We start from the raw sequence: 20,264 nt of genomic DNA on the forward strand, positions 1-20,264 counted from the left end.
AGCCTTTGTTGTTTATTTTTTTATAAACTGAATACTTTGTCGTCCTGTATTATGTTGTATGCTCAAAAAGTAAAGGCCAGCAGCGTGATTAAAATTAAAACTGTAGTCTTTTACGCCTTTACTAACAAGAGATTCTCTGGTAAGCTTTTCTACACGTCTTCCTTGGTGGTCATAAAGTTCTATTATGGCATTGTCGGTTTCAGGATATTCAATTGAGAAATTTAATTTATCTGTTATAGGCATAGGTGATATAACCACTTTTAAGTCCTTACGGGACTCTAAATTGTTATTTGGGATAGAAAGAGTTTCAGTTAATTTTAAAATAGTAGCACCAGAGCAATATGCAGTATTACCAACAAAAAAAATACGGTTTGCGTTTGTACCAAATCCTAAATCTGTCCACGTGTCTCCACCATCATTTGTTTCATAAAGGTTACCAATATGGCCACCAACCCAACCTCTTTGAGGTGTTTCAAATCCAAGTGCTTGTATTGGTCTAATAGGGCAATCTTTGCTTTCCCAAGTTGCACCAGCATCAAAACTCTTAATTACTTTACCTTGTTGCATAGGTACAGACTCTATAGATCCAAATAATACATTAGGATTATCATTAACAAGCTGTAATTTCCAAACATATTCTCCTGCAATGTTAGAGTTGTAAATTTGTGTCCAAGTTAAACCGCCATCTGTAGTTTTAAGAATAACGCCACCACTATCATTTTTTCCAGCTGCATAACCAACCAATTCATTTAGAAAAAGCATTTCTACCAAAGCATTGGCAAGTGTGCTTAGATCTGTATAAGACCAAGTATCTCCAGTATCTGTAGTTTTTAAAATAAAAGCAGGTTCATTGTAAGCTCCACAACCATACATTGTAGTTTCAGATGCTTGTGAAAGCCCGCAAATTGCTGTCGGATTGTTAGGAAAAGTAATTGGAGACCAAGTAATACCACCATCTGTTGTTTTAAAATGCAACCCGCTAAGTGACGTGACAATACCAATATTTTCATTAAAAAATTCAATATTTCTGTAGTAAACATTTGCAGAAATATCGGCTTCATTTAAAACTTCAGTCCAATTTTCACCACCGTCGATGGTTTTAAAAACATTACCGTTAGCGCCATTAGCTATCCATCCTAATTCTGAATTTATGAAAAAAACATCATCAAAACGAGTTCCATTTGCGTTTACGGGAGCATTGTCTAAACTAGACCAAGAGCTTTGTGCGAGTAATGAAGAAGTGAAGATGCTAAATATGAGTAAGATATGGTATTTCATAGGTGCTATTTTTTAGTAAAAGTATTAAAAAATAGACTGTAAAAGCTCCTGAATGTAATGCTTAAAATTACTCACAAATTGTTGATAACTTAAGGGCTTCAATCTTGTATGACACCGCGATAAAAGAGGTGTTTTGTTATATTTGTCTGTTAGTGAAATTTCGAGAAAAATAAGACCAATTTTAATATGAGCGAAGAATCAAAGAAACAGTATTCAGCAGATAGTATTCAGGCCTTAGAAGGAATGGAGCATGTGCGTATGCGCCCATCTATGTATATTGGAGATGTTGGTATACGTGGTTTGCACCATTTGGTATATGAGGTAGTAGATAATAGTATTGATGAGGCAATGGGAGGTTATTGTGACACTATAGATGTCATAATAAACGAAGATAACTCTATTACGACTAAAGATAACGGCCGTGGTATTCCTATCGGAATTCACAAAAAAGAAGGCGTATCTGCACTTGAGGTTGTAATGACTAAGATTGGTGCTGGTGGTAAGTTTGATAAAGATTCTTATAAAGTTTCTGGAGGTCTTCACGGTGTTGGTGTATCTTGTGTTAACGCATTATCAGACCATTTAAAAGCTTCTGTACATAAAGACGGTAAAATTTGGGAGCAAGAATATGAGCGTGGTAAGCCATTGTATCCTGTAAAAGCTGTAGGTGATACAGATTTTTCTGGAACAGTTGTTACGTTTCACCCAGACAACCAAATCTTTCAGCAAACTATAGAATATAATTACGAAACGCTTGCAAGTAGAATGCGTGAGTTAGCTTTCCTTAATAAAGGACTAACAATTACATTAACAGATAAGCGCCAAACAGATGATAAAGGAGAGTTTATTTCAGAACGTTTCTTCTCAGAAGAAGGGTTGTCTGAGTTCGTACGTTTCTTAGATGGTAATAGAGATCCTATTATTAAGGATGTTATTTCTATGGAAGGTGAAAAGAATGGTGTGCCTGTTGAGGTGGCTATGATTTATAACTCATCTTACGCAGAGAATTTACACTCTTACGTAAACAATATTAATACACACGAAGGAGGAACACACTTAGCAGGTTTTAGAAGAGGTTTAACATCATCTCTTAAGAAGTTTGCAGATGCTTCTGGAATGTTAGATAAACTAAAGTTTGACATTGCTGGAGACGATTTCCGTGAAGGATTAACTGCAATTATATCTGTAAAAGTATCTGAGCCTCAATTTGAAGGGCAAACCAAAACAAAATTAGGTAACCGTGAAGTAACATCTGCGGTATCTCAAGCAGTATCAGAAATGATTGAGATTCATATGGAGGAAAATCCTAATGATGCTAAAACAATTATAGAAAAAGTTATCCTTGCCGCACAAGCAAGACACGCAGCAAAGAAAGCACGTGAAATGGTGCAGCGAAAAACCGTAATGAGTATTGGCGGTTTACCTGGAAAGCTATCAGATTGTTCTAATCAAGATCCAGCAGAATGTGAAGTATTTCTTGTCGAGGGTGACTCTGCAGGTGGTACAGCAAAGCAAGGTCGAGACAGAGCATTTCAAGCTATATTGCCATTAAGAGGTAAAATTCTTAATGTTGAAAAAGCAATGTCTCATAAAGTGTTTGAAAACGAAGAGATTAAAAACATCTTTACAGCTTTAGGAGTAACAATAGGAACAGAAGAAGACAGTAAAGCATTAAACTTATCTAAATTACGCTATCACAAAATAGTTATTATGTGTGATGCCGATGTAGATGGTAGTCACATTGCAACTCTTATCTTAACGTTCTTCTTTAGGTATATGAAAGAACTTATTGAAGCTGGTCATATTTATATTGCAACACCACCACTTTACTTAATAAAGAAAGGCCAGAAAAAACGCTATGCTTGGAACGAAGATGAACGTGAAGCAATTGCCAATGAGTTTAAAGGCAGTGTAAGCGTGCAACGTTATAAGGGTCTTGGTGAGATGAATGCAGAACAGCTTTGGGACACAACAATGAACCCAGAGTTTAGAACATTACGACAAGTAGCTATAGATAATGGAGTAGAGGCAGATCGTATATTCTCTATGTTAATGGGAGATGATGTACCGCCTAGACGTGAGTTTATCGAGAAAAACGCAAAATATGCAAATATTGATGTCTAATTTTTAGACACCCTAATAAACTGACGCTTAAAAAATTAGTCTTTTTTAAGCGTCTTTTTTTATACATTTATGTGAAATTGTATAATTACTTATTAATAAATTCGTTTTAACAAAAAACATCTCTTATGAAACAGATACTATTTACACTCGTATTTCTAACTACAATAACAACTGTAAGTGCACAGCAAAATTTAGATGAGTTGCTGGCATCTGGAGTTGAGGATGCGCAAACGTTTACACAACAATATATTACACCTGGCGCCGAAGGTTTATTGTGGAATACCACAAGTGGCTGGATGCAAGGTGCAAAAGTGAAGAAAGTTTTGGGGTTTGAATTTTCTGTAATGGGAAGCGCAACATTAATAAAAGATGAACAAAAGTCTTTTACATTTAATAATAGTGATTATAATAATTTAGAATTACAGAATGGAAACGCTTCGCAAGAAGTAGCAACTGCTTTTGGAGAAAATAATCCAGATGTTTTAGTGGTTACCACTGTAGAAAATGAATTTGGTTTTGAAGAAGAAGTAGAAATTGTGTTACCACAAGGTTTGGGTTCAGAGAATATTAGCTTTCTGCCAACAGCATTCCTACAAGCTAGGTTGGGTGTTTTTAAAGCAACAGAAGTTAAGGTGCGCTATTTTCCAAAGATAGAGTATGAGGACATTAAAACAGGACTTGTAGGTATAGCAGTGCAACACGAGATAAGTCAGTGGTTTCCTGGTAGTGATGTACTACCAATACGTGTTTCTGCTTTAGTCTCTTATACCAACACATCTGGAGAATATGACTTTACAGATGAAGGTGTTATTGAAGGTGAAAATCAACGTTTTGAGCTTACACAGAATAGCTACACGGTCGAGGCACAAGTATCTACTAAATTGCCAATCATTAATTTTTATGGTGGTTTAGGATATGTAACAGGAACTTCTGAGTTTGATATATTAGGAACTTATAGGTTTAGAGATGCAACACCAATATTTGGAGGCGAAGAGTCTATAACAGATCCATTTAGTATTGAGAATGATATCTCTGGAGTACGCGCAACCTTAGGGTTAAAACTTAATTTAGGCTTCTTTGGGTTGCACGCAGATTATAATATAGCAGATTACAATACAGTTTCAGCTGGTGTGCATTTTGGCATTTAACAATTACTTAACATTGAAGTTTAGTTTAGATAATATAAAAGAGTGATTATTTATAAAAAGAACTTTATAAATAATTGAATAACAAAATGTTATTATATTTAATTAGATATAACACATAACGTTCCCTTATAGTTTTCTTAACTTATTTCATCCCAAAAAATGAGTTTTCATAGAGTATTTTTGCGCCTCAAACCAAAACTATAACTCACAATGAAAAAACTCTCATTATTTTTTCTTTTTTGTTTAACTGCATTAAGCTTTTCTTTTGCCCAAACTACGGTAACTGGAAAAATTTATGATGGTGATAGCAATGCTCCTTTATTAGGTGCAAACATTATGGACGTATCTTCTGGAAATGGTACAATAACAGATTTCGATGGAAACTTTTCATTATCAGTTGGTTCAACTTCTGGAGAATTAAAAATTTCTTACGTAGGATACATTACTAAAACTGTTGCTTACAACGTATCTGAAGGTAAAACATCTATTGGTTCTGTAACATTGGCTCCAGATGAGGCAACACTATCAGAAGTAGTAATCACAACTTCTGGTGTTGTAGATTTAGCTAAGGACAGAAAAACTCCTGTTGCTGTTTCTACTATTAGAGCTAGTGAAATAAGACAAAAATTAGGATCTCAAGAATTTGTTGAGATTTTAAACACAACACCATCTATCTATGCAACTAAGCAAGGTGGTGGTTATGGTGACTCAAGAGTTAATATCCGTGGTTTTGATACTCAAAACTCTGCGGTATTAATTAATGGTGTGCCAATTAATGATATGGAAAACGGTATTGTATACTGGAGTAACTGGGCAGGTCTGTCTGATGTTGCATCAGCTATTCAAGTACAAAGAGGTTTAGGATCTTCTAAACTAGCTGTTTCTTCTGTAGGTGGTACAATAAACGTTGTAACTCGTAGTGCAGATAGATCAGAAGGTGGATTTGTATCTACATCTGTAGGTAATAATGATTACATCAAAACATTAGCTTCTTACTCAACAGGTTTAAGTGAGTCTGGATGGTCTGGATCTTTCTTATTTAGCAGAACAGCTGGAGATGGTTACATAGACGGAACAAAGTTTGAAGGTTTTAACTACTTCGCATCTGTAGGTTACCAACCAAATGAAAATCACGGTTTAGAGTTTACAGTAACTGGTGCGCCACAATGGCACCACCAACGTTCTAGAGCGAGCTCAATCGATGCTTACATACAATATGGTGGTGGCGAAGAGCCAAGAATTAAGTACAATGAAGATTGGGGCTTTAGAAATGGTGAAGAATACTCTTTTAGAAGAAACTTTTACCACAAGCCTATCTTAAGCTTAAACTGGGATTGGACAATTAGTGACGCTACTAAACTTACTACAACTGCTTACGCATCATTTGGTCGTGGTGGTGGTACTGGTGAGATTGGTGAAATTAATGGAAGAAGACAATTTGCTTTACCTAGAACAGACAATGGTTTAATTAGAGTAGATGATATTGTTGCATACAACAGTGGTCAATTAGTTCCAGATTTTAGCGCTCAGCCTAGAGCTCAAGTTAATGGTCTTTACTTAAATAATAGTGACCTTAACGATAATGAAAACAATACTAACGGTATTACAAGACGTGCATCTATCAACTCTCACAACTGGTATGGCGTATTAGCAAATCTTAACAACAAGTTATCAGATGAGTTAACTTTAGATTTCGGTATAGATTTAAGACAATACAAAGGATTTCACTACAGAAGAGTTAACGATCTTTTAGGTGGTGATGCTTACCAACAAACAGATAATAGAAACAATCCTGTTGATGATGCAGCATTATCTAACATCTTCTTTGAAACGTATGATGCAGACCAACCTTGGTGGGTTTTCGCAGATATAGATGATGAAGAGAAAATAGACTACTATAATACAGGTCTTGTAAACTGGGCAGGTGCTTTTGGACAGTTAGAATATACTAAAGATAATATCTCTGCATTTGTTCAAGGTGCAGTTTCTAACCAAGGCTTTGCTAGAGAAGAGTTTTTTGGAACTACACCAGCAGAAAAAACTGACTACGAAAACATCTTAGGAGGTAACATTAAAGGTGGTATTAACTGGAACATTAATGATAATCACAATGTATTTGGTAACGCTGGTTACTATTCTAAGCAGCCATTATTTGATGCAGTTTACATTAACTTCTCAAACCAACTTAACCCAGACTTAGTAAATGAGCAAGTTGTAGGTTTTGAGCTTGGTTACGGTTACAGAAGCAGAAACTTTAGAGCAAACGTAAACCTTTACCGTACGAGTTGGGCAGACCGTTTTGAGTCTGTATCTGCAACGTTTAATGAAGATACTCCAGACGAAATTAGAGGTACAGCAAACATCTTAGGTATTACTCAAGTTCACATGGGTATTGAGGCAGATGCACGTTACAGAATTAATGAGTTTATTGGTGTTAACGGTATGATCTCTATTGGAGACTGGCAATATAAAGACGATGTAGTTGCTACATATTTTGATAACAACCAAGAACCAGTTGTTATCGATGGTGAGTCTCAATCAGTATTATTACCATTAGATGGTGTGAAAGTTGGAGATGCTGCACAATTTACAGCTAGTTTAGGTGCAGATGTAAAGCTTTACAAGTCATTACAAGTAGATGCTAACTACCGTTTTGCAGATAATTTATATGCAGCTTTCGATGCTTCAGATGTTAGCGAAGATGGTGCTCTTAAATTACCTTCTTACGGTCTTTTAGATGCTGGTATGTCATTCTCAATCCCTTCATTCTTAGGTGAAAAAATGACGTTCCGTTTAAACATAAACAACGTATTAGATGAGGTTTATATCTCTGAGTCTGATACTAACAGATTTGCTCAAGAAGGTGATGCTACTTATGATGGTATTGCTACTTCTAACCGTGTTTATTTCGGTTTCGGAAGAACTTGGAATGCAAGTTTAAGATTTGATTTCTAAAAACAACATAATTTTTTGAAATAGCCTTAAAGCCGCTTCTTAATTGAAGCGGCTTTTTTTATATACCAATATTGGGTTTAATACTTTGGTTTATAGTAGATTTGGTGTACTCTAAATTATTTTATTGAAACGTTACTTCACTCTTATACTACTCTTAGTTGTAAACTGTAAACTATGTTCGCAATCCTCAAATGTAGATGAGGTTGTTACAGATTTTTTAATTATTTCCAGAGCCTATGTCACGCCAGGCGCAGAAGCCGCAATACATCAATCTTCTGCAGGATGGTTTAATAGCGCAAAACCACTAAGCAAATGGCAGTATAACGTATCACTACACGGCAACGTTTTATTTTTACCAGAGAGTAAAAAAACAGCACAGGTGAGTAATTCTCAATTTACCAACCTTTACTTACAAGATGGAACAGAGACAGCTACTATTCCTACTGCTTTAGGAGATGATAGTGCTATATTTTTTGAAGGTACTGTTTTCGATGAGGATTTTGAGTTTCAAGCGTTAGAAGGCATAAATGAAAACGAGTTCGTTTATGGATTTATTCAGGCTACTGTTGGTTTGCCCTATGGCACACAATTTTCTGTGCGCTATGCACCTAGTATAAATATTAATAATGTAGATTACTTAGTGTATGGTTTAGGTTTACAACATAACGTATCACAATATTTTAAATCACCTAAACAATTTCATTTAGCGTTACAAGCAACCTATTCTAATTTTAAGTTCGATATAAATTATGATCCAGTTGAAATTCCTGGTGTAACCTTTAATACTATTCGCGTCCTTTCTAACTCTATATTAGTACAAGCTATTGCTAGTAAACGTTTGCACTATTTTGAGCCATTGTTAGCTTTAGGATTTACATCCTCAACATTTAGATATGAACTTGGTGGCGATGGTGAAGCACTTTTGAGAGCCTTAAATACAGCATTAAAAGATTTAGATGATACGAAAGTAAACCCTACAGCAAACCTTGGGTTTAATCTTTATTTTGGTAAACTTAACTTTCAAACAATAGCAACGTTAGGAGCTTTTATAAATTTAAACGTTAGTGTTAATTATGCAATTAATTAACCTTTCCACAGATTGTGAGTGTGTAGAATAGTTACTATTTTGTTTCTGAATCTAGTAACTTAAGCTATGACAATAAAAGATCAATTATCTAGAACTTTATTAGTTAAGACGACTCCAAAGCGTATTGTGTCTTTAGTGCCTAGCCAAACAGAGTTATTAGTAAATTTAGGTTTGGAGCATCAAATTGTTGGGCTCACTAAATTTTGCGTTCACCCAAAAGGTTTAATTAAAAAAAAGACCGTTGTTGGTGGTACAAAGCAAATTCATAGTGACAAACTAGAAGCACTAAATCCAGATATTATTCTATGTAACAAAGAAGAGAATACTAAAGAAATTGTTGATACCTGTGAGGAAATCTGTCCTGTACATGTTTCTAATGTACAAACCTTAGAGGAAAACTATGAACTCATCAAGCAATATGGAGCACTATTTAATAAAGAACCTGAAGCAGAGACGTTAATATCTAAACAGAAATCTGAATTTTCACAGCTTACAAATCAGCTAAAAGGAGTGAAGAAGAAAAGAGTAGTGTATTTAATATGGCGTAATCCTTATATGACAATTGGCAATGACACCTTTATAAATTACCTACTTAAAATTGCTGGTTTTGAAAATGTATTTGCAAATAAATCTAGATATCCAGAGCTACAACTGGAGTCACTCAAAGATTTAGCAATAGATTATGTATTTCTTTCTTCAGAACCTTATCCCTTTAATGAAAAACACTTTAAGGACTTTAAGGGAATTATTGATAAGTCTAAATTAATTAAAGTAGATGGTGAGTACTTTAGTTGGTATGGTTCTAGATTGCTTGGGGCAGCAACCTATTTTAAGCATTTGCGAGCAAGTTTAGGATTGGGTCTCTAACCTCTTAATTTCTCTCAATACCAAATCTGCTCTTTTGTTTAGGACATCACTTTTTTGCTTGTCTTTAATAGCGGTGTTGTAAGATTTTCTCATTAAATAAGTATACTTATCTTTAAGTTTATCTAAAGAGCTCTTGTTCTTAGATTTAAATAGCATTCTTGATTGTAATTTTTTATCAGATATAATTGTTTAGTACCACAAATCTAATTAAGCAGATTAAAGTGAAGTCTTAATGAAGAGTTAATAATCTGATAATAATTCTTTAATATTTTGAGTATTGTTAAGAATTTACTGCTAACTATTAAACAAATTATTATGAAGCTTCTTAAACTAGTATTTATTCTGTGTTTTTTGTTTAGCAATCCACAACTTAATGCACAAGAATCCTGTAATTGCTGTACAGAAAAGCATAACCAATTTAATTTTTGGGAAGGCCAATGGGAAGTAAAAGATGAAAAGGGAAAAACTTTAGGATATAGCACAATTTCATTTGTACAAAACCATTGTGTTTTAAAGGAAGAATGGTCTAACTCAACATCTGCATATACAGGAACTAGTTATAACTTCTATAATTCGAAATCTAACCAATGGGAACAGCTATGGTTAGACAATCAAGGTGAGGCACTTAAATTATCAGGTCAATTTTTAGACGGTAAAATGATTTTAACTTCACAAACAGCTAATTATGAAACGCAGCAAGAAGAAAAAGTAAATCGTATTACTTGGACTCCATTACAAGATGGTCGCGTAAAACAAGAATGGAACACTATTAGCGCTAATGGTGAAGCAACATTAATTTTTAAAGGTTTTTACGAAAAGCTTAAGCACTAGCGCGTAATAAAAACTGAATTTTCGCCAAGGTCTTATAGGCTTTAAACTCCGAGTAATCACTAACACTAGGATCAGTATATTTAAAGTGATAAGCATTTTCCATATGCTTTCTATACTTACTCTCTAACTTACTTAAAATTTGTGTACGGGCTAAGGGCTTCATAGTATAATTGTAAGAGATTATTTATTATGTACGCATAACTAATTTATGTTATTAAGTTGTAAGTTAGTGGTTTTCTAAATAATTTTAATATTTATTTAACACGTGTAGTACTACGCATTTAATCTTGTAGCGCGAAAACGCGTCTTAGCAAATCTGTTGTTCTAGAAGATACTTGGTCTCTTATATTATTTTCTTCAACAGCAATCATTGTAAAAACACCCTTTAAGGCTTCTTGCGTTACATAATCTGTTAAATCTGGATTCACATTTTGAGTAAATGGAATTTGGTTATAGCGTGTTATTAAGTTCTCCCAGATTTGATCTGCACCAACCTTTGCAAAAGAGTTACTAATTACAGGATTAAACTTAGCATAAAGCGCGTTAGTCGTTTTATCGCTTAAATATTGTGTGGCTGCGTTATCTGGACCTAAAAGAATATTCTTAGCATCTGTAAAGGTAATATCCTTAACAGCATCAATAAATATAGGTGTTGCTTCACTAACAGCATCTTCTGCAGCTCTGTTAAGTAATTTTATACCTTCATCTGCTAAGTTTCCTAAGCCAATATCTCGCAATCCTTTATCTACTTTTTGTAGTTCTTCGGGTAAGAATATCTTAACCAATTCATTTCTATAAAAGCCATCTTGCTGTGTTAGTTTTGTAACCTGTTGGTCTATACCCTTATCTAAGGCTTGTTTAAGACCTTGGCCAATTTGCTCTTGTGTAAGGCCATAACCTTGTTGTGGTAAATTATTAACTACTTGTTGTAGCTCTGCACAAGAAGAAACTACAAGAATTAAACATAAAGCGATAACTTTTTTCATAGGAAAGGTGTTTGTTATTCCCAAAGATACACAATGCTTAAATCATGAACTTTTTAAAAGATGCTATTTTTTTCTGAGATTTTGTATTGAAAAATCTTTAATACATAAGAGAATTTTCAACAATACTGCAAACAAGTGTAAATCTCTTCCATTCCTATTCCTAATTCCGTAAATTTGCCAGCTCAAACGTTATCGTAATTATGGAACAAGTAGCACCTTACAAACCAACATATAAAGTTAGAATAGTAACAGCAGCATCATTATTTGATGGTCATGACGCCGCAATAAATATTATGCGACGCATCATACAATCTACAGGTGTAGAGGTTATTCACCTAGGTCATGACCGTAGTGTAGAAGAAGTGGTTAATACTGCCATACAAGAAGATGCCAATGCTATTGCTATGACATCTTATCAAGGTGGTCATAACGAGTACTTTAAGTATATGTATGATTTGCTTCAGGAAAAAGGCGCTGGTCACATCAAGATCTTTGGTGGTGGCGGTGGTGTTATCCTTCCAGAAGAAATTAAGGAGTTAATGGATTATGGGATTACCAGAATCTATTCGCCAGACGATGGTCGTGAGCTTGGCCTACAAGGTATGATTAACGATTTGGTAAAAACTTCAGATTTTCCAATAGGTAAAACGTTAAATGGTGAATTAAAAGAATTACCAAATAAATCGCCTAACGCTATAGCACGAGTTATTTCGGCTGCTGAAAACTTTCCAGAAGTAGCTAAAGACACTTTAGACGAAATACATAAGAAAAATGAAAAAAGTACAACACCTGTTTTAGGTATTACCGGTACTGGTGGAGCAGGAAAATCGTCTTTAGTAGATGAGTTAGTACGTCGTTTTTTGGTAGATTTTCCAGAGAAAACCATAGGGTTAATCTCTGTAGATCCTTCTAAACGTAAAACTGGTGGTGCATTGCTAGGAGATCGTATTCGTATGAATGCCATAAACTCTCCACGTGTATATATGCGTAGCTTGGCAACACGCCAAAGTAACTTGGCCTTATCTAAATATGTAAATGAAGCTGTTGAAGTTTTAAAAGCAGCAGAGTATGATATTATTATTCTTGAAACTTCTGGTATTGGCCAAAGCGATACAGAAATTATTGAGCATAGTGATGTATCTCTTTATGTTATGACACCAGAGTTTGGTGCAGCAACACAGCTGGAAAAGATAGATATGTTAGATTTTGCCGACTTGGTAGCTATTAATAAGTTTGACAAGCGTGGTGCTTTAGATGCCTTACGCGATGTTAAAAAACAATTTATGCGCAACCACCAATTATGGGATGTGCACCAAGACGATTTACCAGTTTACGGTACAATTGCCTCTCAGTTTAACGATCCAGGAATGAATACGCTTTATAAAGCGATTATGGATAAGGTTGTAGAGCGCACAGGAGCAGAGTTGTCTTCTAACTTCGAGATAAGTAAGGAGATGAGTGAGAAGATATTTGTAATTCCGCCAGCTCGTACACGTTACCTTTCAGAAATTGCTGAAAATAATCGTGGTTACGACACTACTGCAGCAGCACAAGTTGAAGTTGCTCAACGTTTATACGGTATCTTTAAAACAGTTGAGTCTGTTACAGGAACCTCACCAAACTTAACTAAAGCAGGTTTAGAGGTAACTGAAGAACCTTCAGAAAACAAAGAACTTTTAAAATTACTTATAGCAGAATTTGACCGTGTTAAAATGGATCTAGATCCATACAACTGGGAAGTTATAACAGGTTGGAGTGAAAAAGTAGATCGCTATAAAAACCCTATCTATTCATTTAAGGTAAGAGATAAGGAAATAAAGATTGAGACACATACTGAGTCTTTATCACACACGCAAATACCTAAAGTGGCCTTACCAAAATACCAAGCTTGGGGCGATATCTTAAAATGGGTATTACAAGAAAATGTACCAGGAGAATTTCCGTACACTGCAGGATTATATCCATTTAAACGAACAGGCGAAGATCCAGCACGTATGTTTGCCGGAGAAGGTGGTCCAGAACGTACCAACCGTAGGTTTCACTATGTGAGTATGGGCTTGCCAGCAAAACGTTTATCTACCGCGTTTGATAGTGTTACACTTTATGGTAACGATCCAGGACACAGACCAGATATTTATGGTAAAATAGGAAACGCAGGTGTAAGTATATGTTGTTTAGACGATGCTAAGAAATTATATTCAGGATTCGATTTAAGTCATCCACTAACATCGGTAAGTATGACCATTAATGGTCCTGCACCAATGCTGTTAGGCTTCTTTATGAATGCAGCAATAGATCAAAATTGTGAGAAATACATAAAAGAGCACGGCTTAGAAAGTGAAGTAGAAGAAAAGATTAATGCTATTTATAGTGAAAATGGTTTAACACGCCCAACGTATCAAGGTGAGTTGCCAGAAACTAATAATGGTTTAGGGTTAATGTTATTAGGAGTAACAGGAGACCAAGTATTACCTAAAGATGTGTACCAAGACATAAAGGTAAATACCTTAAAACAAGTTCGTGGTACCGTACAAGCAGATATATTAAAAGAAGATCAAGCGCAAAATACGTGTATTTTCTCAACTGAATTTGCATTGCGTTTAATGGGAGATGTACAAGAGTATTTTATAGAAAAACAAGTGCGCAACTTCTATTCAGTTTCTATAAGTGGTTATCATATTGCTGAAGCAGGTGCCAACCCAATAACACAGTTGGCTTTAACCTTGGCAAATGGTTTTACTTATGTAGAGTACTACCTGTCTAGAGGAATGGATATTAATAAATTTGGACCTAACCTATCCTTTTTCTTTAGTAACGGTATAGATCCAGAATATGCAGTAATAGGTCGTGTGGCACGTAAAATTTGGTCTAAAGCCTTAAAACATAAATACGGAGCCAATCCTAGAGCACAGATGTTAAAGTACCACATACAAACATCTGGACGTAGTTTACACGCTCAGGAAATTGACTTTAATGATATACGTACAACATTACAAGCCTTGTATGCTATTTATGATAACTGTAACTCATTGCATACAAATGCGTATGATGAAGCTATTACCACACCAACAGAAGAATCTGTAAGACGTGCAATGGCTATACAGTTAATTATTAATAAGGAATTAGGACTAGCTAAAAACGAAAACCCGATACAAGGCGCTTTTATTATTGAAGAGCTTACAGACTTGGTAGAAGAAGCCGTATTGCAGGAATTTGATCGTATTACAGAACGTGGTGGCGTTCTTGGTGCTATGGAAACTATGTACCAACGTAGCAAGATACAGGAAGAGAGCTTGTATTATGAAACCTTAAAGCATAATGGCGATTTCCCTATAATTGGCGTTAATACATTCTTGAGTAGTACAGGATCACCAACTGTACAACCTGCAGAAGTTATAAGAGCTACAGAAACAGAGAAGCAACACCAAATTGCAACATTAGAGAATCTTCATAAAACCTATGAAGATAGGATAGAGGATACTCTAAAATCGTTACAACACGCAGCAATACAAAATGAAAATATGTTTGATGTCCTTATGGAAGCGACTAAAGTTTGTTCTTTAGGGCAAATAACAGAAAGCTTATTTGAAGTTGGTGGCCAGTACAGACGTAATATGTAAGACCTCACGTTTTATAGAATTAAAAAAAACCTCACTAACTATAGTGAGTTAAAAAAAACCTCACTAACTATAGTGAGGTTTTTTTATGCCAAATTGTATTTACAAACGGTGATATCCATTTGTAAGCAATTATAAATGGTTGTAAATGTGTATTATTATGAAAGCCTTATATTTAGTGACAGAAACGCGTGATTGTTATTAGTTACGCATATAAACGAGTTAGGTGCAATACAAGAAAAACCATATGACTAAATTATTAACTTCTATTATACTATTTGCATCTTTAGTAACTAACGCACAAAGTATTTACAAAAAAAGTTCTGAACTAAAAAAGCGAAATGAGATTAAGCAAACTGACAGATATTTATTAGATAAATCAAAATCAATTAATCCAATGTTCTTTGGCTCGTATGTTTATGACAGAAACGGCCGAATAATTGACTCAAAAGAATTTTTCCCCAACGGTAAATTTAGTTCACATTCAAAATTCGAGTACCCAAATGACACTATTCGAATAAAGATTTTATTAGACTCTACTGGTGTCGAATTAAAGAAAATAGAACAAAAGGTTGATTTATCTGAAAAGAAAATAGAAAGGGAAAATATTGACAACAAAAATTTTGAATATGTTTATGATTCTAATGGAAACATCGCAAAAATTTATAAGATAAAGGGTAATAAAAAATCCTTATTAATGGAAAAGAAGTATAATGACAATAATTACTTAATTCAAGAAAGTTTTTTTGAATTTAAATTGGATGGAGCAAAAATACCGCAAGTAATAATTTACACACGTGATGAATCTGATAATATTTTGCGAATTACAAGAATGTCTGAAAACGAAATTGAATACATTGAATTTTATACTCATAAAAAGTACAGCACCTAACAACGTATATAATTTATTGCTTGTTCTCGCCTACTTCTAAAAATCCTCGCAGATTTTCAGTTTGGTGTGTACTTGCAAAGTTAAATGCTAAACCACGCAACTACTCATAGCCGAAACCGTTGTGCAACAATTTGGAAGTGATTCGTATTTGATGTAAATTTACACCAAATAATTGAATTATGTCACGACAAAGTATATCATTTACAGAACCTAATGACGAATGGCTGAAAGCACAAGTCAATGGAAAAGAATATTCAAGCAAAAGCGAATTAGTAAACGATTTAATTAGACAAGCTAGAAAACAACAAGTCGAAATTGATTGGGTTCGAACTAAATTGGAAAAAGCTGAAAATAGCGGATTTACAAACGAATCAAAAAATGAAATTTTAGCTCAATCAAAAACTTTACTGAATGGCTAAATATCGATTAAGTAACGAAGCAAAAAATGACTTAATCCGAATCCATCACTATGGAGTTAAAAAATTTGGAATGACTCAAGCGGATATATATATTGAATCATTCTTTGAATATTTTGAAATTATTTCTCAAAGGCCTTTTTCATTCGAGTCAGTTGATTATGTAAAAAAAGACTACCGAAGATGTGTCTGTGGAATAGATAGTATTTACTATAAAATAAATAATGACGTTGTTGAAATAATGGCAATTGTCGGAAGACAAGATTTAAATGACATACTGTAATCTGAATAATAAAAGCCAGTTGCCAGCAACGTAAATAATACATTGTTAGTTCTAGCCTACTTACAAAAGTCTTATCGGATTTCTATTCATTCTTTTATTCACTAAATTAGGAGCTTAAACACGCCACTAATCATACACAAACAAGGTAGCACAAAGCTCACATCCGAAACAAAATTGTAATTATCTTGATGAAATTATACCTAAAGCATTTAATGCTTTTTTTAAGTTTTCTATGGATTACTCAAGGTAATTCTCAAAATGATAGTATTCCTACTAATCAAATCGAGTTGTTGAATTCAGAATATAAAGACTTTGTAACTGTTAACAACACTATTTATGCAATATCTCAAAATAGTGTTTTGGTTGCTATTGATCTTAAAGAGGACAAACACACAATAATTAAAAAAGACATTAATGCAATCGCAAAAAAATCCAATAATGACATATTATTTGGTAGTAAAGAAGGTGAAATATTCATTATAAATAAGAAACAAAAGATTAAAAAAATAGATGAAGTTGATGCAGAAATATTTTCCATATTAATAAATCCAAAAGATGAATATGTAATATATTCTAGCAAATCTATTTACTATAATGGAAAGGACTACATACCAAAAAAAGAAACTATTTTTTATGGAAAATTAAGAGTAAAATATACTGGAAATCAATTAATAAAACCTGATTATATTTACTTGGACAAAATGAATTTCGTTTGGTTTGCCTATAATGAAGGAGAATGGGGAGGAAATGTTTGTTTTTTTGATTTGAATAAAAAAGAATTTATTTACGATAAATGGTTGCGTCTGGATGACGATGTTAAATATTTAGATGAAAATGATTATTTCGAGAAATTAAATAAAAAATTTCCAGAACTAATTAAAGTCACAGAAAAAGATACTGTTTATAAATACCCGTATAATTCAAGTATTTCAAGCGTAACCAAAGGAGTTGCTTATAATAACACAGGTGATTTATTCATAACTTCAAGTGGCGGAGGTCATACTATGTTATATGCTACTAAAAATGACTTCCATTATTATGTTAATGGGACAATTGTCAAAATTTTAAAAGAAGAAAAAGATTATTATAAATCTTGCTTTGACCAAGAAATTCTTGAAGATGAGAAGTATAAGATTGCTTTTGAGAGAAATTTTATGGGTTTTAAAAACAAAGACAGAGAACTAAGAGAAAATATATTGACTGAAAATGAAATAAATAAATTAGGACCAATTACGTTTAACCAATTTGACAACAAACTCTATTTCTTTAGTACAAAAGGCTTTTACATTTTAGATAATTTGGACTGTACCTTTTCGAAAAAACTATTTTTTAGTCCACCACTAACTTGTAAATCACAATACGAAAGAGATTATTGTCTTCATTTAAACGTGGTTAAATTTGAATTTATTAGTGAAAAAGAAATTATCTATTTAACAAAAAATAATGGAATCGGATATTACAATGGAGAACGCATTAAATATTTTAGATAAGCGTAATATAAACCTATTGCTAACAATGGCTATTAGTAATTGCTTGTTCTCGTCTAAACCTAGAAATCCTTTCAGATTTTTAATTTAGTGTGTACTTGCAAAGTTACTTGCCAAACCACACAACTACTCATTGTCGAGACCATTAGCACACATTTAAAACACGTTTTAAAATTGAAAAACAAGGTAGCTTTAATAGTTCTATTACTAATTTCTTTCAGCGGATTTACTCAAAATCTGATTGAAAAAGAATTTGTGATTCTAACTTTTGAAATGAACAGAAATAAAGATTCTCACGGAACTTTTATTTACTATTGGATTGCGGAATTAGAGAATTATGAAAAAGAGGATGAATATAAAGAACCGAAAATTCATTCTCTTTTCTTACACGAATTTTATGGTAGTGAACAATTAGAATCTTGTTGTTTAGGAAAGGTTTCTTACCCTTACACAATGACAACGGGAACGGAATTCAATTTTCCTAAAAATTATAGTGAATACCTCACTGATTTACGTGAATTAGTTAAAAACAACAGAGAAAAAATACAAGTAATCAAGAAAGAATGGAAAGACGGCTACAAAGAAAAAGTAACTGTTTATGCAACTACAGTTCGAGGAAAGTTATGTGAGTGCAAATTTGGAGGTGACACTTATTTAACCAAAGGCGACCGTATTAGTTTTCCAAAAGGAAATTATGAAATAATAAAAAACTATTTGACTTCAGAAAAGCGGATATTACTATTTAAAGACTTTTCCGATTTTAACTATTCAAATACTGATTATAGAACGGGAAAAAAATAAAATTCGAGTACCAGTACCGAGTAAAATAAATTGCTTGGAGCAAGCTTATTTGCAAAAATCCTTTCGGATTTCCTGTTCAGTTTAAATTCGCTAAATTAGGTGCTTAAAACACACAACAAACCATATATAATAATGTTGTAAATCAATTTGAAGAAAAGCCTAAACATATCAAAAACACTTCTCAAACTGTCTTTAATGTTGGTATGCGTAACTTCATATTCACAAGTTGAAATTAATGGAAATGTAAAATCATCGATTACTAATTTGAGACCGATTAGTGATATTTATATTGAACAGTTAAAAAGCGAAAAGCCAGTTTTTGAAAGAATGACTATGGCAGATAGTACAGGATTTTTTCGAATCGAAAATCTTGAACCCAATACACTTTACGAAATAAAACTTTCTGCATTTGGATATAAAGACCAAGTTTTTGAAATAAAAACCAACAACGGAATTACAAAAACTACTCTGACTTTAAAAGCAGGTTGTGATTATAGTAGACAACAAGCTGACAAAGATTGGAAGAGCGAAAAACCAAAGTTGCTTATAGTTGGTTCAATTGCACCTATAGCAAACTCAACTTCTGACACAAAGTTTGAGAAAAAATACGGAATTAAATATTTTGATTTTGGTTGTACACCTATAATCGCTGAATGCATAAAAATATATAATGAACGAATTTTTGAATTGATGGACAAAACGTACGGAATGAAATGGCGAAAAAAAGTTCGTTCTGATGTTGAATATTTGGAATAAAAATCGTGATACAACAAGGTATAACCGCAATTACGGCGTATTCGACTATGTCCGAATCGACTCGGAATTGCTAATGTTAGTGCTAAACCGAAAGCAATTGCTAATTAAACCATAGCTATATTACAGGACAAGACATAAAAAAGCGTGAATGAAAAATTGCTACCAACGTATTGAATATTTAGGTTACTATGAAATTATCGGAGGAATATTCGGAATATCACTCGTTTTTTTAAGCGTTTATGATAAATTAAATTCGGACGGATTTTTTATTTTTTCACTTTTATTATTTGTAACATTATGTGGAATTTCAATTTATAGCGGAATTTTACTTATCCAAAAAAAATATCTAAAGGGTCTAAATCTTTCTTTTTTAGCACAAGCGACTCAAGTAATTAGTTTTGTTCTATTTGGATACATTTTTGACTTTGCAATCGGAATTTATTTTCGAATTACAACTGAATTGACTAATGATACTATAGTAGGACTTGACTTTGGGTTTGCAAACTGGAATTTATCTCGAAGTGCAAATCCCGACATTATAGAATTGAATATTAATGTCGTAGCAATTATTTTGTTATTGTTAATAGCAAAATCAGCTAACCAAATTAAAGCTGAATTGAATAAATAAAATAACTTAAAATCAAACTTAAGACATATATAAATAATTACAATTCAGTATTTAATTAAAGACCATTACAATACTTGCTGCGTCTGTTTTCTTTCCAGAAATCTTTGT

The 20,264-nt window shown here is 33.4% G+C and carries 18 protein-coding genes; 14 read left to right on the top strand and 4 right to left on the bottom strand.

Features of this window, described 5'->3' with window-relative positions:
• Positions 1–12: 12 nt before the first annotated feature.
• A complete protein-coding gene (locus tag CA2559_RS06825; protein ID WP_013187121.1) occupies positions 13–1,278 on the bottom strand; it encodes a YCF48-related protein in 1,266 nt (421 codons plus the stop codon).
• Between the two features lie 186 nt (positions 1,279–1,464).
• Here CA2559_RS06825 and gyrB point away from each other — a divergent pair, with 186 nt between their 5' ends.
• The 5 genes from gyrB (at position 1,465) to CA2559_RS06850 (ending at position 9,459) form a co-directional block, all read left to right on the top strand.
• The gene (gyrB, locus tag CA2559_RS06830) at positions 1,465–3,402 is read left to right on the top strand and encodes a DNA topoisomerase (ATP-hydrolyzing) subunit B (protein ID WP_013187122.1); all 1,938 of its coding nucleotides are present in this window, start codon (positions 1,465–1,467) and stop codon (positions 3,400–3,402) included.
• A gap of 125 nt (positions 3,403–3,527) precedes the next feature.
• Positions 3,528–4,550, top strand: coding sequence for a DUF6588 family protein (locus CA2559_RS06835; RefSeq protein WP_013187123.1), 1,023 nt, complete (start codon positions 3,528–3,530; stop codon positions 4,548–4,550).
• A gap of 210 nt (positions 4,551–4,760) precedes the next feature.
• Positions 4,761–7,505: a TonB-dependent receptor gene (locus CA2559_RS06840; RefSeq protein ID WP_013187124.1), complete on the top strand. Its 2,745-nt coding sequence runs from the start codon at positions 4,761–4,763 to the stop codon at positions 7,503–7,505.
• A gap of 124 nt (positions 7,506–7,629) precedes the next feature.
• Positions 7,630–8,592 (top strand): DUF6588 family protein, encoded by a 963-nt coding sequence (locus tag CA2559_RS06845; protein WP_013187125.1) that lies wholly within the window; start codon positions 7,630–7,632, stop codon positions 8,590–8,592.
• 66 nt (positions 8,593–8,658) lie between these two features.
• Entirely contained in the window at positions 8,659–9,459 is an 801-nt protein-coding gene (locus tag CA2559_RS06850; protein WP_013187126.1) for an ABC transporter substrate-binding protein, read from the top strand.
• Here CA2559_RS06850 and CA2559_RS13745 read toward each other — a convergent pair.
• The gene (locus CA2559_RS13745) at positions 9,442–9,615 is read right to left on the bottom strand and encodes a Lacal_2735 family protein (protein ID WP_013187127.1); all 174 of its coding nucleotides are present in this window, start codon (positions 9,613–9,615) and stop codon (positions 9,442–9,444) included. The genes CA2559_RS06850 and CA2559_RS13745 overlap by 18 nt on opposite strands.
• Before the next feature lie 159 nt (positions 9,616–9,774).
• Here CA2559_RS13745 and CA2559_RS06855 point away from each other — a divergent pair, with 159 nt between their 5' ends.
• On the top strand, positions 9,775–10,290 hold the full coding sequence (locus CA2559_RS06855; RefSeq protein ID WP_013187128.1) for a hypothetical protein: 516 nt from the start codon (positions 9,775–9,777) through the stop codon (positions 10,288–10,290).
• Here CA2559_RS06855 and CA2559_RS13865 read toward each other — a convergent pair.
• Both CA2559_RS13865 and CA2559_RS06860 read right to left on the bottom strand, forming a co-directional pair.
• The gene (locus CA2559_RS13865; RefSeq protein ID WP_013187129.1) at positions 10,280–10,453 is read right to left on the bottom strand and encodes a hypothetical protein; all 174 of its coding nucleotides are present in this window, start codon (positions 10,451–10,453) and stop codon (positions 10,280–10,282) included. The two genes, CA2559_RS06855 and CA2559_RS13865, sit on opposite strands and share 11 nt — an antisense overlap.
• 118 nt (positions 10,454–10,571) lie before the next feature.
• Positions 10,572–11,276 (bottom strand): DUF4197 domain-containing protein, encoded by a 705-nt coding sequence (locus tag CA2559_RS06860; RefSeq protein ID WP_013187130.1) that lies wholly within the window; start codon positions 11,274–11,276, stop codon positions 10,572–10,574.
• 200 nt (positions 11,277–11,476) lie between these two features.
• On the opposite strand from CA2559_RS06860, the gene CA2559_RS06865 reads away from it, so the two are divergent.
• The 8 genes from CA2559_RS06865 to CA2559_RS06900 all read left to right on the top strand — a co-directional run bounded on the left by CA2559_RS06865 (position 11,477) and on the right by CA2559_RS06900 (position 20,156).
• A complete protein-coding gene (locus CA2559_RS06865; protein ID WP_013187131.1) occupies positions 11,477–14,896 on the top strand; it encodes a methylmalonyl-CoA mutase family protein in 3,420 nt (1,139 codons plus the stop codon).
• Positions 14,897–15,140: 244 nt separating this feature from the next.
• The gene (locus tag CA2559_RS06870) at positions 15,141–15,785 is read left to right on the top strand and encodes a hypothetical protein (protein WP_013187132.1); all 645 of its coding nucleotides are present in this window, start codon (positions 15,141–15,143) and stop codon (positions 15,783–15,785) included.
• Positions 15,786–15,964: 179 nt separating this feature from the next.
• Complete coding sequence (locus CA2559_RS06875; protein WP_013187133.1) at positions 15,965–16,204, top strand: ribbon-helix-helix domain-containing protein; 240 nt, start codon at positions 15,965–15,967, stop codon at positions 16,202–16,204.
• A complete protein-coding gene (locus CA2559_RS06880; protein WP_013187134.1) occupies positions 16,197–16,484 on the top strand; it encodes a type II toxin-antitoxin system RelE/ParE family toxin in 288 nt (95 codons plus the stop codon). The genes CA2559_RS06875 and CA2559_RS06880 overlap by 8 nt, the downstream gene beginning before the upstream one ends.
• A 188-nt stretch (positions 16,485–16,672) precedes the next feature.
• On the top strand, positions 16,673–17,974 hold the full coding sequence (locus tag CA2559_RS06885; RefSeq protein ID WP_013187135.1) for a hypothetical protein: 1,302 nt from the start codon (positions 16,673–16,675) through the stop codon (positions 17,972–17,974).
• A gap of 171 nt (positions 17,975–18,145) precedes the next feature.
• On the top strand, positions 18,146–18,772 hold the full coding sequence (locus tag CA2559_RS06890; RefSeq protein ID WP_013187136.1) for a hypothetical protein: 627 nt from the start codon (positions 18,146–18,148) through the stop codon (positions 18,770–18,772).
• Positions 18,773–18,919: 147 nt separating this feature from the next.
• Positions 18,920–19,528 (top strand): fibronectin type III domain-containing protein, encoded by a 609-nt coding sequence (locus tag CA2559_RS06895; RefSeq protein WP_041240943.1) that lies wholly within the window; start codon positions 18,920–18,922, stop codon positions 19,526–19,528.
• A 148-nt stretch (positions 19,529–19,676) separates the two neighbouring features.
• Positions 19,677–20,156, top strand: a complete 480-nt coding sequence (locus tag CA2559_RS06900; RefSeq protein WP_013187138.1) for a hypothetical protein — start codon at positions 19,677–19,679, stop codon at positions 20,154–20,156.
• Positions 20,157–20,264 lie beyond the last annotated feature (108 nt).

Source organism: Croceibacter atlanticus HTCC2559 (assembly GCF_000196315.1).
GTDB classification, from domain to species: domain Bacteria; phylum Bacteroidota; class Bacteroidia; order Flavobacteriales; family Flavobacteriaceae; genus Croceibacter; species Croceibacter atlanticus.

Bases quoted from the DNA above. Each gene is read 5' to 3' on its own strand.
- CA2559_RS06840 (WP_013187124.1), top strand. From the start codon at position 4,761: ATGAAAAAACTCTCATTATTTTTTCTTTTTTGTTTAACTGCATTAAGC.
- CA2559_RS06865 (WP_013187131.1), top strand. From the start codon at position 11,477: ATGGAACAAGTAGCACCTTACAAACCAACATATAAAGTTAGAATAGTA.
- CA2559_RS06835 (WP_013187123.1), top strand. From the start codon at position 3,528: ATGAAACAGATACTATTTACACTCGTATTTCTAACTACAATAACAACT.
- CA2559_RS06850 (WP_013187126.1), top strand. From the start codon at position 8,659: ATGACAATAAAAGATCAATTATCTAGAACTTTATTAGTTAAGACGACT.
- gyrB (WP_013187122.1), top strand. From the start codon at position 1,465: ATGAGCGAAGAATCAAAGAAACAGTATTCAGCAGATAGTATTCAGGCC.
- CA2559_RS06855 (WP_013187128.1), top strand. From the start codon at position 9,775: ATGAAGCTTCTTAAACTAGTATTTATTCTGTGTTTTTTGTTTAGCAAT.
- CA2559_RS06875 (WP_013187133.1), top strand. From the start codon at position 15,965: ATGTCACGACAAAGTATATCATTTACAGAACCTAATGACGAATGGCTG.
- CA2559_RS13865 (WP_013187129.1), bottom strand. From the start codon at position 10,453: ATGAAGCCCTTAGCCCGTACACAAATTTTAAGTAAGTTAGAGAGTAAG.
- CA2559_RS06880 (WP_013187134.1), top strand. From the start codon at position 16,197: ATGGCTAAATATCGATTAAGTAACGAAGCAAAAAATGACTTAATCCGA.
- CA2559_RS06900 (WP_013187138.1), top strand. From the start codon at position 19,677: ATGAAAAATTGCTACCAACGTATTGAATATTTAGGTTACTATGAAATT.
- CA2559_RS13745 (WP_013187127.1), bottom strand. From the start codon at position 9,615: ATGCTATTTAAATCTAAGAACAAGAGCTCTTTAGATAAACTTAAAGAT.
- CA2559_RS06825 (WP_013187121.1), bottom strand. From the start codon at position 1,278: ATGAAATACCATATCTTACTCATATTTAGCATCTTCACTTCTTCATTA.
- CA2559_RS06885 (WP_013187135.1), top strand. From the start codon at position 16,673: ATGAAATTATACCTAAAGCATTTAATGCTTTTTTTAAGTTTTCTATGG.
- CA2559_RS06860 (WP_013187130.1), bottom strand. From the start codon at position 11,276: ATGAAAAAAGTTATCGCTTTATGTTTAATTCTTGTAGTTTCTTCTTGT.
- CA2559_RS06870 (WP_013187132.1), top strand. From the start codon at position 15,141: ATGACTAAATTATTAACTTCTATTATACTATTTGCATCTTTAGTAACT.